Consider the following 15372-nt stretch of genomic DNA (forward strand, 5'->3'; position numbering starts at 1 on the left):
CGACCCGCGACGGGGCCGCGCGGCTTTCAGAAATGCACGCTGAGGCCGGTGAACACCCCGTGCAGCGTGGTGCGGTAGACGAAGCCGCTCTTCTCGTAGTCGGTGTACAGGGCGCGGTAGCCCAGCGAGGTGGACAGCGTCTCCGTCCATTTATAGCCCACGGCCAGGAAGCCCTGGCTGGTGATCCGCGACCCGACGCCGAAGCCGCCGATGTCCGCGATGGCGTTGACGTACCAGTGCTTGTCGAAGGCGTAGGTGGCCGAGAGGCCGACCAGCGGGTCGACCCACTCCTTGGACCCCGAGGCGGACAGGTCGAGCGCCGGGATCACGCCGGAATGGCGGAAGTCGGCGCTCAGCCGCTGCGCCCTGGCGCCGGCGAGCACGCGGACATCGAGGTCGGGCGAGCCGATCGGGACCCGGTAGCCGACATAGCCGGCCAGCAGGCCGAGGGTCTGCTCATAGTCGAGCTGGCCGCCGAAGCGGTTCGTCCGGTTCGCCCCGAGCTTCGACCACACGACGTCGCCGAGGAACATCCAGGTGTCGTTCCGGGCCTGGAACGCGCCCATGAAGACGCCCTCGAGATGGTCGAGGATCTGGTCGAACCCGACATTCACCCCGATCGGACGCCGGTAGCGCAGGCCCACGTCGCCATCCAGCGCGGTGGCCCATCCATAGAGGGTGGCCTGGAAGGCCCAGGACGGAAGCGGCGCGGCCGGCGCCGGAGCCGGTCCGACGCGGGACGGGAGGTCCGCCCCCAGCGCCGCCCCGCTCGCCGCCAGTCCCGCAGCCAGGCACGCGCCCAGTAACCGCATCTTCATGTCGAGCCCCCGCTCTGCTGCACCCCGGATCCGGAGTGTGCAGCTCAATTACACAACCGGAAAGCGTACATTCCTGCTGGCGCGGCCCACGGACGTCATTCTTCCGGACTGTCGAGCGGGGGCCACAGACGCCGAGCGTCGTCCCGATCAGGACCCCTTCGCATCACGGCGCGGCGGCCAGCGTCACCTGGGTCACGCCGCCGGCGATGTTCAGGCCCGTCATGCCCTCCACCGAGAGAGGCTGCAGGGAGAACGCCCGTCCGGTTCCGCCGACCAGCAGGTTGGCGCCCACGCCGACGCCGGCGGCGGCCTGCACGCCGACGCCCGCATAGGAGCCCGCCAGAGCGCCTGTCGGGAGTCCCCGCTCGGCCGCGATCACGCCCCAGATGAGATGGCCCGCCGCCACCTCGCCGATCGCGACCCCGTAATCGGTGATCTGCCCGGTATAGGCGTCGGCCGGGCCGCCGTTGTCCGGCCTGAACACGCATTGCAGGCGCTGCTTCTGCATGAGGATCATCCCGACGCCGGCCGAGACGTCGCAGGACAGCGTCCCGATCTTCGATCCCGACTGGGCCCAGGCGGGGGCCGCAAGGGCCAGCCCCGCGCCGATCGCGGCGATCCTGACGAACGGTTTCAACACAGCGCATTCTCCTGTCTGGCGAGAGGCGGGGCCGGTCATGGCTTCTCGGCGAAGATCCTGGCCCAGTCGTCCTTCATGCTGACGACCGCCCAGCCATTGGCCTTGGCCGCGTCCAGAGCCTTGTCGAGCCGTCCGAAGGGCGAGGCGCGGTCATAGGCGTATTCGCGCTCGCCGTCGTCGTGATGGATGATGACGCCGAGCCCGCGGCGGCCGCTCATGGTCGCCCATTGCAGCATCTGGAGATCGCCGTCCGAGTTGCCGAAGGCCGCGATGGGACGCGCGCCGACGGCGGCGTTGATGCCGACGGGCTTGCCCGGGCCGTCGTCGATGAAGTTGACCTCGGGCAGGCGGAACAGTTCGGGACGACCGTCCCGCATCTCGAACCGGGTCTTGATGCTGGAGCCCACCACCTGCTGGGGCGGCGCGCCGTAGACGCGGTCCGTCCACGGCCGCATGAACTCCACGCCGCCGCCGGACACGATATAGACCCTGAAGCCGTTGCTCCTCAGATAGGCCATCGCCTCCAGCATCGGCTGGTAGGCCAGATCGGTGTAGGGGCGCTGGAAGCGGGGATGCCGGGCCTTGGCCAGCCACTCCTGCACGATCGTGGCGAACTGGTCGTTCGTCATCCCGGCGTGGGTCGCGCCCATGATCTGAGCCAGTCCGCGTTCGCCGGCGGCTCCGAGCGCCTTGAGGTCTCCCTGAAGGACAGCCTTGAAGGGCTGCCTGGTCTTCCACTCGGGATGCATCGGGGCGAGGGCCTTCACGCGATCGAGCGCGAACGCCAGCTGCGTGTACATCGGCTGCTCGGGCCACAGCGTTCCGTCATTGTCGAAGGTCGCAATGCGGTCGGCTGGCGCGACGAAATCCGGCGACCCGGGCGTGGTCACGGCCGTGACGAAGGAGACGATCGCGGCCTTGGCCGGGCTCTCCTTCCAGGTCCCGAGGGCGTCCGGACCTTGCGCGACCGCAGGCCCGGCCGCCGCCAGGGCGATCAGAATTACCAAGAGCTTCTTTAGCATAGAACAAATGTCCCCCGAGCGCACATATCGTCGGCAAAGGTGACGCGGTCTACTTTAAGTCAGTGTTTTTACATTCCGTCATCACAACATTCTATGATGTACGTCAGTTTCTTGACGACCTCATGAGGCGATGATGCCGGACGGCTCGCGAATGAGCCTTTGGCCTACGCTGGAGGAAGTCCATGGATCAAACTCTCTTGAGCTCGATGGTCGGGGCAGCCGCGGGGGCGGCCATGCTGGCCATTCCTGGCGGAGCGATCGCCCAGCAGAACCAGCAGAAGCCCAACATCCTCTTGATCGTGTCGGACGACACCGGATATGGGGATCTTGGACCCTATGGCGGCGGCGAAGGCCGCGGCATGCCCACCCCGAGCATCGACCGGCTCGCCAACGAGGGCATGACGTTCTTCTCGTTCTACGCCCAGCCGAGCTGCACGCCCGGCCGCGCCGCCATGCAGACCGGGCGCATCCCCAACCGCAGCGGCATGACCACCGTGGCCTTCCAGGGCGAGGGCGGCGGCCTGCCGGCGGCGGAGTGGACTCTGGCCTCCGTGCTGAAGCAGGGCGGCTACAAGACCTACTTCACCGGCAAGTGGCACCTCGGCGAGGCGGACTACGCGCTGCCGACCGCCCAGGGCTACGACGTGATGAAGCATGCGGGGCTCTACCACCTGAACGCCTACACGTATGGCGACCCGACCTGGTTCCCGGACATGGATCCGGAGCTGCGGGCCATGTTCAACCGCGTGACGAAGGGCTCGCTTTCGGGCAGGGCCGGCGAGAAGCCGGTCGAGGACTTCAAGATCAACGGCCAGTACGTCGATACGCCTGTCGTCGACGGCAAGCCGGGCGTGGTCGGCATTCCGTTCTTCGACGGCTATGTGGAGAAGGCCGCGATCGAGTTCCTCGACGACGCGTCCAAGACGCCGAACCAGCCGTTCTACATCAACGTGAACTTCATGAAGGTTCACCAGCCGAACCTGCCGGCGCCGGAGTTCGAGCACAAGTCGATGTCCAAGACGAAATACGCCGACAGCGTGGTGGAGCTCGACACCCGCATCGGCCGGATCATGGAGAAGCTGCGCGCCACCGGCTTGGACAGGAATACGCTGGTCTTCTACACCACCGACAACGGCGCCTGGCAGGACGTGTATCCGGACGCGGGCTACACTCCGTTCCGCGGCACCAAGGGCACCGTGCGCGAGGGCGGCAACCGCGTGCCGGCCATCGCCGTGTGGCCCGGCAAGATCAAGCCGCAGGCCAAGATCCATGACATCGTCGGCGGCCTCGACCTGATGGCCACCTTCGCCACCGCCGCCGGCCTCAAGCTGCCCGAGAACGACCGCGAGGGCCAGCCCATCATCTTCGACAGCTACGACATGACGCCTGTGCTCACCGGCGCCGGCAAGTCCGCCCGCAACAACTGGTTCTACTTCACCGAGAACGAGCTGACCCCCGGGGCCGCGCGCGTCGGTCACTACAAGGCCGTGTTCAACCTGCGCGGCGACGACGGCGCCTCGACCGGCGGCATGGCGGTCGACACCAATCTTGGATGGAAGGGCGCGGAGAAATACGTCGCGATCGTCCCGCAGGTCTTCGACATCTGGCAGGATCCGCAGGAGCGCTACGACATCTTCATGAACAACTATACCGAGCGCACCTGGACGATGGTGCCCATCAGCGCCGAGATCAAGAAGCTGATGGAGACCTACATCAAGCACCCGCCGCGCAAGCTCCAGAGCATGGGCTATGACGGACCCATCGAGATCTCGAAATACGAGAAGTTCCAGTGGGTGCGCGAGCAGCTCGCCAAGGAGGGCGTGCGCCTTCCGATGCCCACCGGCAACTGATTCAGCCTGAACGGAACCGAGGGACCGAAGGGGCTGGCGACAGCCCCTTCTTTCGTGGCCCTGCCGCCGCCGCTACTGCGGGGCGGGCTGCATGTGGCGGATCGGACGGCCGTCGACGGCGACCGCCTCGTTCGCCTCGAGCTTCTGGATGTCCGCCTGCGACAGCGTGGGCCGAACGACCTTGACGGTGAGCTTTTCGAGCTTGGCGGTGAGGGTGAAAGGCGGCCGGTAGTCGGCGTCGTTCACGCCGGTCAAGGTGTCGGAGCCGATGTCGAAGCTCTCGTCCCACTGCAGGATCATCGGCAATGTCCGCGGCATCTGCTGGGAGGCCACCACCTTGCCGTCGACCTTGAGCACGCCCGTGCCGGACCGGCCCAGCCCGCTCATATTGTTGTAGGCGAGCGTGCCGGCGCCGAGGCCGTCATAGTGGAAGTCGAACTCGACGACGTGCTTGCCGGGCGCGAGCGCATCCGGGCCTTCCCACTTGACCCGCTTCAGGTCGATGAGGTTCCACAGGAACACCGGCTTGCCCTTGAGGAGATAGAAGCCGTAGCCGGCGAAACGCCCGCCCGAGGTGAGGATCATGCCCTCCGCGCCGCCCTGCGGCACGTCGATCGCCGCCGTGATCGTGTAGGACGCGTTGAGGAGCGACGGCGAGTCGCCCTGGGGCAGCCCGACCATCGGTCGCGTGTAGGTGAACTCGGAGCGCCCGGCCGTGATGTTGGGGCGCGGCGCGACGATGCGGGCCGCCACCGAAGCGTCCATCGGGAAGACCTGGTGCGTCTTCGCCTGGGCGATGAACATCTCCTTCATCTGCTTGACCTTGTCGGGATGGGCGGCGGCGACGTTCCGGGACTGGCTGAAGTCCGTGTTGAGGTCGTAGAGCTCCAGCACCTGGTTGTTGAGGGGGTCGGGATTGGCGGCTCCGAACGCCTCCCACGGCGCCCGGTTCACCTGCGTGCTGAGCAGCCATCCTTCATGATAGAGGGCCCATTGCCCCATCATCTCGAAATACTGCGTCTTGTGGCGTGACGGCTCCTTCGCGTTCGCCCGGTCGAACGTGTAGGCGAGGCCGGTCCCCTCGATCGGCGCCTGCTTGATGCCGTCCACCATGTCGGGCGCCGGGATGCCGGACGCCTCCAGGATGGTGGGGACGATGTCGACGACGTGGGTGAACTGCTCGCGCAGGCCGCCCTTGTCCTTGATGCGCGCCGGCCAGGAGATCGCCATGTTCTGGCGAATGCCGCCGAGCCTCGAGGCGTTCTGCTTGAACCAGGTGAAGGGCGTGTCGAAGGCCCAGGACCAACCGGCCGACATGTGGTTGTAGGTCTGCTCCGTCCCCCAGACGTCATACCACTTCATCTGCTCCTCGACGGGCATCTGGTTGACGCCGTTGAAGAACGCGACCTCGTTGGGCGTGCCCAGCGGGCCGCCTTCGGCGCTCGTCCCGTTGTCGCCGTTGATGTAGATGATGAGCGTGTTGTCGAGCTTGCCCATGTCCTGGATGGCCTGCACCACCCGCCCGATCTCGTGGTCGTTGTAGGCGGCATAGGCCGCGAACACCTCGGCCTGCCGGACGAAGAGCTTCTTTTCGAGGTCCGTCAGGTCGTCCCAGTTCTTCAGGATGCTGGTGGGCCACGGCTCCAGCTGCGTGTCCTGCGGGATGACGCCGAGCGACTTCTGTCGGGCGAAGATCGTGTCGCGGAGCTTGTTCCAGCCCTCGTCGAAGAGGTGCAGCTGGCGGATCTTGTCGACCCACTCCTGGGTCGGGTGGTGGGGCGCATGCGTGGCGCCCGGGGCGTATTTCATGAAGAACGGCTTGTCGGGGACGGTCTGGTTGAGGCGGTTCAGATAGTCGATGGCGTCGTCCGCCATCCCGGTGACCAGGTTCCAGCCGGGCTTGCCCTCGAAGGGGTAGATCTGGGTCGTGTTGCGGAACAGGTTCGGCTGCCACTGGTTGGCGTCGCCGCCCACGAAGCCGTAGAAATATTCGAAGCCCATGCCGGTCGGCCACAGGTCGAAGGGTCCGATCGCGCTGGCCTCGAAGGCCGGCGTGTTGTGGTCCTTGCCGAACCATGACGTGGCGTAGCCGTTCTCGAGCAGGATGCGCCCGATCGTGGCCTTGTCCTTGCCGATGATGCTGTTGTAGCCGGGGAAGCCGGTGGACTGCTCCGAGATCACGCCGAAGCCGACGGAGTGATGGTTCCTGCCCGTGATCAGCGCCGCGCGGGTCGGCGAGCACAAGGCGGTCGAATGGATGTTGTTGTAGCGCAGGCCGTCCTGGGCGATGCGGTCCAGCGTCGGCGTGGGGATGACGCCCCCGAAGGCGCTGGGCACGCCGAACCCGGCGTCGTCCGTGATGATCAGCAGCACGTTCGGCGCGCCTTGCGGCGGGACGATCCGCGGCGCCCACCAGGGCTTGGAGGTCAGCGCGTCGTCGGTGATGACGCCGCCGAATTGGGGATCGGGCGCCGGGAGCTGCCGTCCGTCGATCACGACCGTCGCGCCCGGCGACCCTGGCGCGCCCTGGACCTGCTGCGCCGCCGCCGGGGTGACGCAAGCCGCGGCGCCGAGCGCCGCGAGCCCCACGGCCCAATCGCCGATCCGTGCGTTCCGCCTCATGATGAACCTCCCTCGAGAGCGCCGTCCGGCCCGGGATCGCCCGGCGTGAACGCGCCGGCGCGCCCGGTCAACCGATCGGAACGGAACCGCAGACGACTTGCGGTTTAGCAGCCGAGGCTAGCATCGAGCCCCGGCGCGCTTCTTGATCGCGATCATTTTCCCGCCACGTTCGAGCTGCCTGCGTGGTCAGGACACGGCGGCCGACACCAGGCCTTCGCCTTACTCAGGCCATCTTTTCGCCTTGTTTGCCTCCGTTTCGATGCAATCCCAAGAAAGACATGCCTGATTGAGCAATAGGGTACAGTCGAGCTCTGTCGATCTCGCGGCGTTGCTTCGGGGAAGAGGGGCCGGCGACTTTCCGATCGCGGGATCACATCGCCGCAAGACAGCAATTTGATTCGGTTTAACTCAAACTTTACGGAAACCGTTCGATTTTACAGGAACAGGCGTGGCCCGCCTGCCGAGTTCTGCCCAGAAGGACAGCGCTTCAGCTCTCCCGCCTGGAAGGCGACGCTCCGCCCGGCGGCTCACTCGCACAAGGCTGCGGGACGCCGCCCGAACGCACGATCCGCAGCGCTTGGAGGACGTGGCTTGACACTCCTGACGTTCGTGACGCGCCGGCAATCCACCGCATTCGCGATCGCGCTGGGCGTCGCGGCCGCGAGCTGCACCCGCAGCCCGCCCCCGGCGGCCTGGCCCCTGCCGCCCCGCCGGCCCGAGACGCCGCATCCGAACCGGCCGCGGGTCGCCGCAGCCGCGGGGGTCGGCGAGAGGCCTGCGGCGATGGCGCAGGCCGAGCCGCCGCCCCGCCCGGCGATCGAGGCCGCGCCCGCTTCGCCGCGGGCCTTCGGCATCGCCTCGCGCGAGCAGAGCGGCAGCTTCTGGCGGCTGGTCGCGGACCTGGACGAGGTCCTCGCCCGGGACGCCCTGCAGGTGAAGCCGATGACGACGAGAGGTCCCGTCCAGGCCCTGCGGGAGCTGCTCCGCAACCCCGGCGTGGACGCCGCCGTGGTGCAGGTCGACGCCCTGCAGGCGTTCCGCGGTTCGCTGCGGGACCGCCTCAGCCAGGACCGGCTCAGATATGTCGCGAGGCTCTATGACGAGGACGCGCATCTCGTGGCGAGGCGGGAGATCGGCGACGTGCGCCAGCTTTCCGGCAAGAAGGTCGATGTCTTCGCGCGGGGCAGCGGGAGCCATGTCACCGGCGCATCCGTGTTCCGGCGGCTGGGGATCGCGCCGGTCTGGACCTTCCATGGCGAGCTCTCGGCCTCGAGGCTGCTGGCCGCCGGCAAGGCGGACGCCGTGTTCATCGTCGCGCAGCGCCCCTCGATGCCCGTCCTGGAGTTGCCCGACAGCGTCGGCCGCCTCCTTGCGATCGACTGGCGCGACGGCTTCGAGGAGGCCTATCGCCGGGCCGCGCTGACCAGCGACGACTATCCGAACCTGCTGGCGCCGTCGGAGCGCATCGACACGGTGGCGGTGAGCACCGTCCTGGCCATGTGCGACTGGCCCTTGCAATCGCCCGGATACGGCCGGGCCGCGCAATTCCTGTCGGCCTTCTATGGCCGCCTCGGCGACCTGCGGGGTCCCGGCCGCCATTTCGACTGGGGTCCGGTCGACGCCGGCGCGGGCGCCGGCGGCTGGACCCGGCTCACATTGGCGGAGCTGCTCGATCCGCGATCGGGAACCGGACCGGAGGGCCGGCCCGCGCCGCCCGCCGGAGCCGGGCGCCCGACCGTTCCGTGAGCGGCGGCGCCCCGGCGCCGATCCGCCGCTAAGAACCGAACCGGCCACTGGAGGGGATGGGATGGACGACTTTGGAGAGCGAAGTTCGGCGGAGGACCTTCCGGTCGTGCTGGTGGTCGAGCGCAATATGCTGCTGCGGACCTGCCTGGCGCGGCTCCTGCGGCAGCAGCTCACCCGCTACGACATCCAGGAAGCGTGCTCGGCCGAGGATTTCGCCGACCTGGCCGGAAAGGACGTCAGGCTCGTGACCCTCGACATCGAGGACCGGCGCGCGGCCGACCTCTCGGTCCGACGCGAGATCGAGCAGGCGCGAGACCACTTTCCGCAGGCCGCCATCGCGGTGTTCAGCAACCACGACGACGGCGCGTCCGTGCAGGCGCTCATGCAATGCGGGGTCCGCGGCTTCCTGCCCACCTTCATCCCGTTCGACGTGGCGGTGGCGGCGCTGCGCCTCGTCCTGGCCGGAGGCGCCTATTGCCCGGCGCCGCCGCCGCTCGACGCGCCCGCGTCTCCCGACCACCTCGCCGACCACTCCCCGGCGCGGCTGACGCCCCGCGAGAAGGCCGTGCTGGCCCTCATGGAGCTGGGCCATCCCAACAAGATCATCGCCGCAAAGCTCGAACTGGCCGAAAACACGGTGAAGATGCACGTGCAGCACATCATGCGGAAGCTCGGGGCCAAGACGCGCACCGAGGCCGTCTTCGTCTGCAACAATCGCCGGGTCCCGCTGTCCTAGTCTTCCCGGAAGGCGGTGTGGAAGCTGTCCAGGAGAGGCTGCAGCGCGTAGAGCGCCACGGTGCTGCGGCCCGTGTGGACGAAGACGCGCGCCGGCATCCCCGGCGCCATGGCGCTGACCGCGGAGGCGTCTGCGCCGCTCTCGTCGACCGCGATCCTGGCCGAGTAGTAGGGCTGGTCCGTCCGCTTGTCCAAGAGCCGGTCGGCCGAGATCGTCACGACCTTGCCTTTCAGCGGCCGGACCTTCTTCGGGTTGAACGGCAGCAGCGTGATCTCCGCCTCTGCGCCCTCATGGACGACGTCGATGTCCTCGGGCCGCAGGCGCGCCATCACGACGAGGCGATCCTGGCGGGGCACGAGATCGAGGACCGGGGCGCCGGCCGCGATCACGCCGCCCGGAGTGTGCACGCGCAGGTCCGTCACCACCCCCGCCTCCGGCGCCCTGACCTCGTTGCGCGAGAGCTGTTCGGCCGTGGCGTGGATGGCGTCGCCCAGCGTGAGGATCTGGTTCTGCGTCTCGCGCAATGACTGGACCACCTCGTTCTGGTGATCGTTCGTCAGCTTGACCAGCGTGGCCTTCGCCTCACTGATCACCTGGTGCGCCCGGGAGATCTGCGATGCGAGCTCGCCCTGGCGCCCGTCGATCTCGGCGGCCTCTCTCTGGAGCGACAGCAGCCGGGGCCGCCGCTCGAGGCCCTTGTCCACCAGCGCGGACACCGCCGAGGTCTCCTGGCGGGCGATCTCGGCGCGTTTGGCCGCCGCGGCGGCCTGCGCCGCGAGCCCGGTGATCTCCTTCTCCACCTGGGCGATGCGCTCCTGGATCACCGCGCGCTGGGACTGCAGCACGTCCCGCCGGGCCTCGAAGATCTCGCGATGGCCCTGGATCACGGTGGCCAGGGTCCCGCCGCCGCCCGCGGCGCCCTGGAGGTCGGGCGGCAAGGCGATGGCGTCGCGTCCGTCCCGCTCGGCGAGGAGCCGGGCCTCGCGGGCGACGGCGTCCCAATACTGGCCTTCGAGGCTGGCCAGCCGCGAGCGGGTGCGGGTGGAGTCCATGCGGAGCAGGGACTGGCCGGCCCGGACTCTGTCGCCGTCCTTCACCAGGATCTCCTGGATGACGCCGCCTTCGAGATGCTGGATCGTCTTGCGGCTCGTCTCCGCCTCCAGGACCCCCGAGGCGACGGCCGCGCTCTCCAGCGGGGCGAAGATCGACCAGGTTCCGAGCCCGAGCACGAAGCCGAAGGTCAGGACATTGCCGGCGATCGCCACTTCGCGCAGCTGCGGCCCTTCGCATTGCGCCGCGCGCAGCCGCGCCGCCAGGCCTTCCAGACGTCGCATGAGCTGCTTCACGACGGTGATCCTTTCTCTCCGATGTCTTCGCCGCCCCAGCCGGGCCTGGCCCTGCGCAGGCCGCCCGGCCGGCGGGGCAAGGCGTCGTGACTCTCCCCTGGGGTCCGGGCGACGCGGCGGCCGACGGGCTGGGGGCTCAGATAGTGGTCGGAGACTTCCCGGGTCGGGCCATAGGCGCTGACCGCACCGTGGTTGAGGATCAGGATCTTGTCCGTGACGGCGAGAAGGCCGGTGCGATGGGTCGTCACCACCACCATCCCGTTCGCCGCCTTGATCCTGGCGATCGCCTCCGCGAGGATCCGCTCGCCGACGCAGTCCAGGCAGGCGTTCGGCTCGTCCAGCACGACCAGCCTCGGGCGCCCGAAAAAGGCGCGCGCCAGCCCCAGGCGCTGGCGGTGGCCGCGCAGCAGGATGAGGCCGCCATGGACGGCGTCGGTGTCGTAGCCGTCCGGCAGCCGAGCGATTGTCTCATGCAGGCCGACCAGCCGGGCCGCCTCGACCACGTCGTCGAGATCCGGGTCGTCCTGGCCGCTGATGACCTGCCTGAGGGATCCGCCGACGAGGTCGACCTCCTGCGGGAGGTATCCGACGCAGCGCGCGCCGTCCGCCGCCGGCAGGCATGACGGGTCGGGGTCCTCCAGGAGGATCTGGCCATGGTCCGGCGCGTGCACCCCCGCGACCAGCTGGCTCAGCATGGACTTGCCGGACCCCGACAGCCCGATCACGCCCAAGCACTCGCCCGGCGCGAGGTCGAACGAGACGTCTCTCAGCACGCTCCGGGCGGCGCCGGGCGGCGCGAACCGGACGTTCTCGACCAGCAGGCGCCCCTTCGCGTCCCCCGGCTCCCTCAGCGAGAGATGCAGGTCCGTGGAGCGCGAGGCCGCCGTCCCGACGCTCCAGGCCAGGACGTCGGCGATGCGCCGATAGGACGCCAGCGCCGCGTCCAGCGCCTTCCAGCTCGTGGCCAGACCCTGGAGCGGCGCGAGGCAGCGGCCGAAAAGCAGGCTGGACGCGAAGATGATGGCGGGGCTCCGGTCTTCATGCAGGACCAGCCCCGCCGCGACCGCCATCACGGCGATCTGCGCCACGCCCCGGAAGGGCGTGGTCAGCAGCAGCATGATCTCGGCGCGGCGGCGCGCGTCCTCGCGGTCCTGCGCCGCGCTCGCGGCCTCGTCCATCGCCAGCCGCGCGGCGAGCCGCGCCGTTCCGGCGGCGCGCAGCGCGGAAAGCTGCGGCGCGGCGGCCGCGAGGCGGGCGGCGGCCCGGGCGTATCCCTCGGCCGCGCGCGCCGCCGAATCCCCGGCGACCGTCTCGCCGGCCAGGGCCGCGCCGAAGACGACGACCGCGCTCAGCGCCCCGATCGCGCCCAGCAGGGGATGGACCAGGAAGAGAAGGATCAGGAACAGCGGCGCCCAGACCACGTCGAACAGGAGGGGGCAGGCGCCCGAGCCGAGGAACTGGCGCAGCATCCCGGCGTCGCGGTAGGCCGCCGCGGCCCGGCCGGCGAGCCGCGGGTCGCCGGAATCCAGCGTCGCCGCCAGGAGGGGCGGCCGCAGGCGGTCCTCCAGCCAGCCCCCGATCCGGCCGAGCGCGATCCTGCGCAGCGCGTCCAGCAGCGAGCCCACCATCACCGCGAAGGCGACGATCAGGGCCAGCATCACGAGCGTGTCCATGCTGCGGCTGGACAGCACCCTGTCATAGATCTGGAGCAGGAAGAGCGGCGGGGCGAGAAGCAGCAGATTGTGGCCGCAGCTATACGCGAAGGCGAGCCCCAGCGCGGGGCCGGCTCGCCGCCAGGCCTCGTGGAGGGGATGGGTCCGGATCTGCGAAATCGACGTCCTGCGCATGGCGACCGCCCCCAGGGTCCGGCGAGGCTGTTCGGCCGGCGGGACCAGGCCGCCGGCCGGCCGTCATCGCCCTTTCAGGCCAGCGGCACGTCGTGCCCGAAGTCGAACCCGGGATAGGACTCCGAGTGCACGAGCGCGAAGCTCACGTCGCCGCCGCCCGCGTAGTTGTGGTCGCCGCCGTCGCCGCCGATGCCGGCCTTCTGGACGGAGCTCTGGTCGAACTTGACCCAGTTCTCCTGCGTGGCGTCCGTATTGGCCGTGACCTTCGACGTGTCATGCCCGCTGCTGGACTTCTGCGAGCCGTTGGAGGTCGCGTCGGCTCTGGCGTGGTCCTTGCCCGAGCTGTGGACCTTGGCCCCGCCGGCGTCCCAGTCGGCCTTCTGCGAGACGTGGTCGCCCGTCTTCACGGTCACGTCCGCCCCATAGGCCTTGTTCACGGGGTCGAACGACGCCGTTTGCGTGTTGGACAGGTCGCCCTTGTTGTACCCGTCGCCGCCATTGCCGGCGCTGTTGCCGCCGGTGCTGATGGACTTGAACGCGATGACGTCTGAGGCGCTGGAGAATGGGGATACGCTCTTCATTGCAGGCTCCTCACTGATGTTGACAGCGACCCTGGGAGGGAAGCCGTGCGGTGGACTCTGCGCGCCGGGCGGTTGCTGGAGCTAGACGGCTATACGGGCGTCGCCTGATGGGGTGTGTTGCGCCGGCGTCCGCCGCTGCGGCGCGGAGCGCGCGACGCGGCCCGTTCGCGGGAGCCCGGCTGGCGCGGCGAGCGGCCAGCGCCTCGCGGGCGGGAGGCGGGGCTCCGCCGCCCCCCTTCGAAGGGATGTCATCGTCTCCGGCGGGCGGGCCACCCGAATTCCAGACTGGGGATTCGCCCGGCAGCCAGCGACAATGAACGCCGCGCACAGCTGCGGGCGGGAGCCAGGACCATGGTCAGAATCATGAGCACGACGGGCGCGAACGGCGCCGGAAATGGCGGCGACGGCGCGTTCTGGGGCTCCCTCACGCATTCGGCCACCGCCGTCTTCGCGCCCGTCAACATCGCGGTGGCGGGCGTCGGCGCCCACGCGCTGGCGCGGCAGGACAACAGCGTCGCATTCCAGCAGGGGGCCGTGCAGAAGGCCGGGATCGGCGGCCATGGCGGGTCCGGCGACGCCGCCTTCGGGGGCGGACAATCCTTCGTCGCCATGGAGGGGCGGCATTATGTGGATGGCGTCAAGGCGCATCACTACCCTTTCGGGCCTGATGCGGGCTTCGCCACCGGGGGCAACGAGGCCGGCGTCGGCGGGACGGGCTCCTTCTACGGCGTGATCACGCACCAGACCTTCGCGGTCTACAGCCCGATCAACATCGCCATCTCGGCCGCCGGGTCCGCCGCCACGGCGGTGCAGACCAACGACGTCGCCTTCCACCAGGGCGCCGTCCAGATCGCCGGCGTCGGAGGCGACGGCGGAAACGGCGACACGGCCGCCGGCGGCGACATCCTGTCCCATGGCGCCGGCGCCCTCGGTTCCGGCGCGGTCTCGACCGGCGGCAACCACGCCGGCGGCGGCGGAGACGGCTCCGCGTTCGGATCGCTGTTCGACATGGACGTGGCCGTCTACGCGCCCATCAACATCGCGATTTCAGGCGTCCACGCGTCGGCCACGGCCCTCCAGTTCAACGACGTCCTCTTCGACCAGGGATCGATCCAGATCGCCGGGATCGGCGGAGACGGCGGCCACGGGAACTCCTCGTTCGGCGGCCATCTCCTGCAGCTCCTGGAGGACTTCCACATCCTGGCGTGACCGGCCGGAAGCCGCTCCGGTCGGCGTTGTGCGGCGGCGCACGTCCGATCGGGCGCGTCTGGACGAAGCTCGCGCCGACGCTCTCCCTCATGGGCGTCAGGGAGAAAGACGATGCTTGACCAGCTCATCAGCGCCAGCGAGGCCCTTCGCGGCCACGATCTCCTGGCCCTCATGCCGGCGGGCTGCCGCTGCCCCGAATGCGGCGAGACCAGGATGGTCGCCTCCCCGGCGCCCCTGCGCTGCGCCGCCTGCTCCGCCGAGATGACGCTCCTCGACGACTCGGAGCCCGCTCCGCCCCAGGCGTGAGTTCCGGCCCGCGGGCGCCGGACAGGGGCCCGCCTTTGAAGAACCTCCCCGGGCGCGCGGGGTTGAGCCCGCATGTCCGCTTCCGACTATGTCGGCTACGTCGCCGCCCTCTGCTCCACCTCCGCCTATGCTCCGCAGGTCCTCAAGGCCTGGCGGACGCGCCGGACCAAGGACATCTCGCTGAAGGCGTTCTCGGCGCTCGTGACCGGCCAGTGCCTTTGGCTGACCTACGGCTTCCTCAAGAGCGAGTGGCCGCTGGTGGCGTCCAACGTCGTGACGCTCTGCTTCACCGGAACGATCCTGTACCTGAAATGGTGCGAGCCGCCGGATTGCGCTCCGGCGAGCGAACGGTCCGCCCCGATGCCCGGCGAGTGAGCGCGCGGCCGGGGGCGCGGTCAGTCGTTCTTGTGACGCTCGACGCATTGGTCGATGAAGGCCTGGCGCTTCTTGGCCCAGGCGCGCGCCGCCTTGTTGTAGCCCAGGCTCCTCGGCTCGGACTGCTGGAGCTCCGGGTTCTGCGAGGCCCTCTGGATGCACTTCTCCAGCCGGGGCCGGGCGGAAGCCGAAAGCGGGGCGATCGCCAAAGCCGCGGCAAGCAGGACCCTGATCATTGCGTCACTCTCCCGGGCCGCGGTGAATGGCCGTCCCG

14 protein-coding genes are annotated in these 15372 nt (G+C 69.3%); 6 read left to right on the forward strand and 8 right to left on the reverse strand.

Annotation, left to right across the window (positions count from 1 at the left end; translation table 11 throughout):
* Positions 1-26: 26 nt before the first annotated feature.
* From ACYVO7_RS10445 to ACYVO7_RS10455, 3 genes are all read right to left on the reverse strand, one after another.
* Positions 27-818, reverse strand: coding sequence for a hypothetical protein (locus tag ACYVO7_RS10445; protein ID WP_460449768.1), 792 nt, complete (start codon positions 816-818; stop codon positions 27-29).
* Between the two features lie 163 nt (positions 819-981).
* Entirely contained in the window at positions 982-1458 is a 477-nt protein-coding gene (locus ACYVO7_RS10450) for a DUF992 domain-containing protein (protein WP_460449769.1), read from the reverse strand.
* A 35-nt stretch (positions 1459-1493) separates the two neighbouring features.
* Positions 1494-2480 carry an HAD family hydrolase gene (locus ACYVO7_RS10455; RefSeq protein ID WP_460449770.1) on the reverse strand — a complete coding sequence of 329 codons (987 nt, stop codon included), beginning with the start codon at positions 2478-2480 and terminating at the stop codon, positions 1494-1496.
* A gap of 206 nt (positions 2481-2686) precedes the next feature.
* Here ACYVO7_RS10455 and ACYVO7_RS10460 point away from each other — a divergent pair, with 206 nt between their 5' ends.
* Positions 2687-4330: an arylsulfatase gene (locus ACYVO7_RS10460; RefSeq protein WP_460449970.1), complete on the forward strand. Its 1644-nt coding sequence runs from the start codon at positions 2687-2689 to the stop codon at positions 4328-4330.
* Between the two features lie 72 nt (positions 4331-4402).
* Here ACYVO7_RS10460 and ACYVO7_RS10465 read toward each other — a convergent pair whose 3' ends face one another.
* Positions 4403-6952, reverse strand: a complete 2550-nt coding sequence (locus ACYVO7_RS10465) for an arylsulfatase (RefSeq protein WP_460449771.1) — start codon at positions 6950-6952, stop codon at positions 4403-4405.
* A gap of 591 nt (positions 6953-7543) precedes the next feature.
* Between ACYVO7_RS10465 and ACYVO7_RS10470 the strand changes: the two genes are divergently transcribed.
* Entirely contained in the window at positions 7544-8698 is a 1155-nt protein-coding gene (locus tag ACYVO7_RS10470) for a TAXI family TRAP transporter solute-binding subunit (protein WP_460449772.1), read from the forward strand.
* A 61-nt stretch (positions 8699-8759) separates the two neighbouring features.
* Entirely contained in the window at positions 8760-9434 is a 675-nt protein-coding gene (locus ACYVO7_RS10475; protein ID WP_460449773.1) for a response regulator transcription factor, read from the forward strand.
* On the opposite strand, the gene ACYVO7_RS10480 is transcribed toward ACYVO7_RS10475, so the two are convergent.
* From ACYVO7_RS10480 to ACYVO7_RS10490, 3 genes are all read right to left on the reverse strand, one after another.
* Entirely contained in the window at positions 9431-10768 is a 1338-nt protein-coding gene (locus tag ACYVO7_RS10480) for an HlyD family type I secretion periplasmic adaptor subunit (protein ID WP_460449971.1), read from the reverse strand. The two genes, ACYVO7_RS10475 and ACYVO7_RS10480, sit on opposite strands and share 4 nt — an antisense overlap.
* 8 nt (positions 10769-10776) lie before the next feature.
* On the reverse strand, positions 10777-12627 hold the full coding sequence (locus ACYVO7_RS10485; RefSeq protein WP_460449774.1) for a type I secretion system permease/ATPase: 1851 nt from the start codon (positions 12625-12627) through the stop codon (positions 10777-10779).
* A gap of 74 nt (positions 12628-12701) precedes the next feature.
* Positions 12702-13208 carry a hypothetical protein gene (locus tag ACYVO7_RS10490; RefSeq protein WP_460449775.1) on the reverse strand — a complete coding sequence of 169 codons (507 nt, stop codon included), beginning with the start codon at positions 13206-13208 and terminating at the stop codon, positions 12702-12704.
* Between the two features lie 351 nt (positions 13209-13559).
* Here ACYVO7_RS10490 and ACYVO7_RS10495 point away from each other — a divergent pair, with 351 nt between their 5' ends.
* From ACYVO7_RS10495 to ACYVO7_RS10505, 3 genes are all read left to right on the forward strand, one after another.
* A complete protein-coding gene (locus ACYVO7_RS10495; protein ID WP_460449776.1) occupies positions 13560-14417 on the forward strand; it encodes a hypothetical protein in 858 nt (285 codons plus the stop codon).
* Positions 14418-14528: 111 nt separating this feature from the next.
* Entirely contained in the window at positions 14529-14723 is a 195-nt protein-coding gene (locus tag ACYVO7_RS10500) for a hypothetical protein (protein ID WP_460449777.1), read from the forward strand.
* Positions 14724-14795: 72 nt separating this feature from the next.
* Positions 14796-15098, forward strand: coding sequence for a SemiSWEET family sugar transporter (locus ACYVO7_RS10505; RefSeq protein WP_460449778.1), 303 nt, complete (start codon positions 14796-14798; stop codon positions 15096-15098).
* 20 nt (positions 15099-15118) lie between these two features.
* On the opposite strand, the gene ACYVO7_RS10510 is transcribed toward ACYVO7_RS10505, so the two are convergent.
* Complete coding sequence (locus ACYVO7_RS10510; RefSeq protein WP_460449779.1) at positions 15119-15334, reverse strand: hypothetical protein; 216 nt, start codon at positions 15332-15334, stop codon at positions 15119-15121.
* Positions 15335-15372 lie beyond the last annotated feature (38 nt).

This window comes from Alsobacter sp. SYSU BS001988 (genome assembly GCF_054796215.1).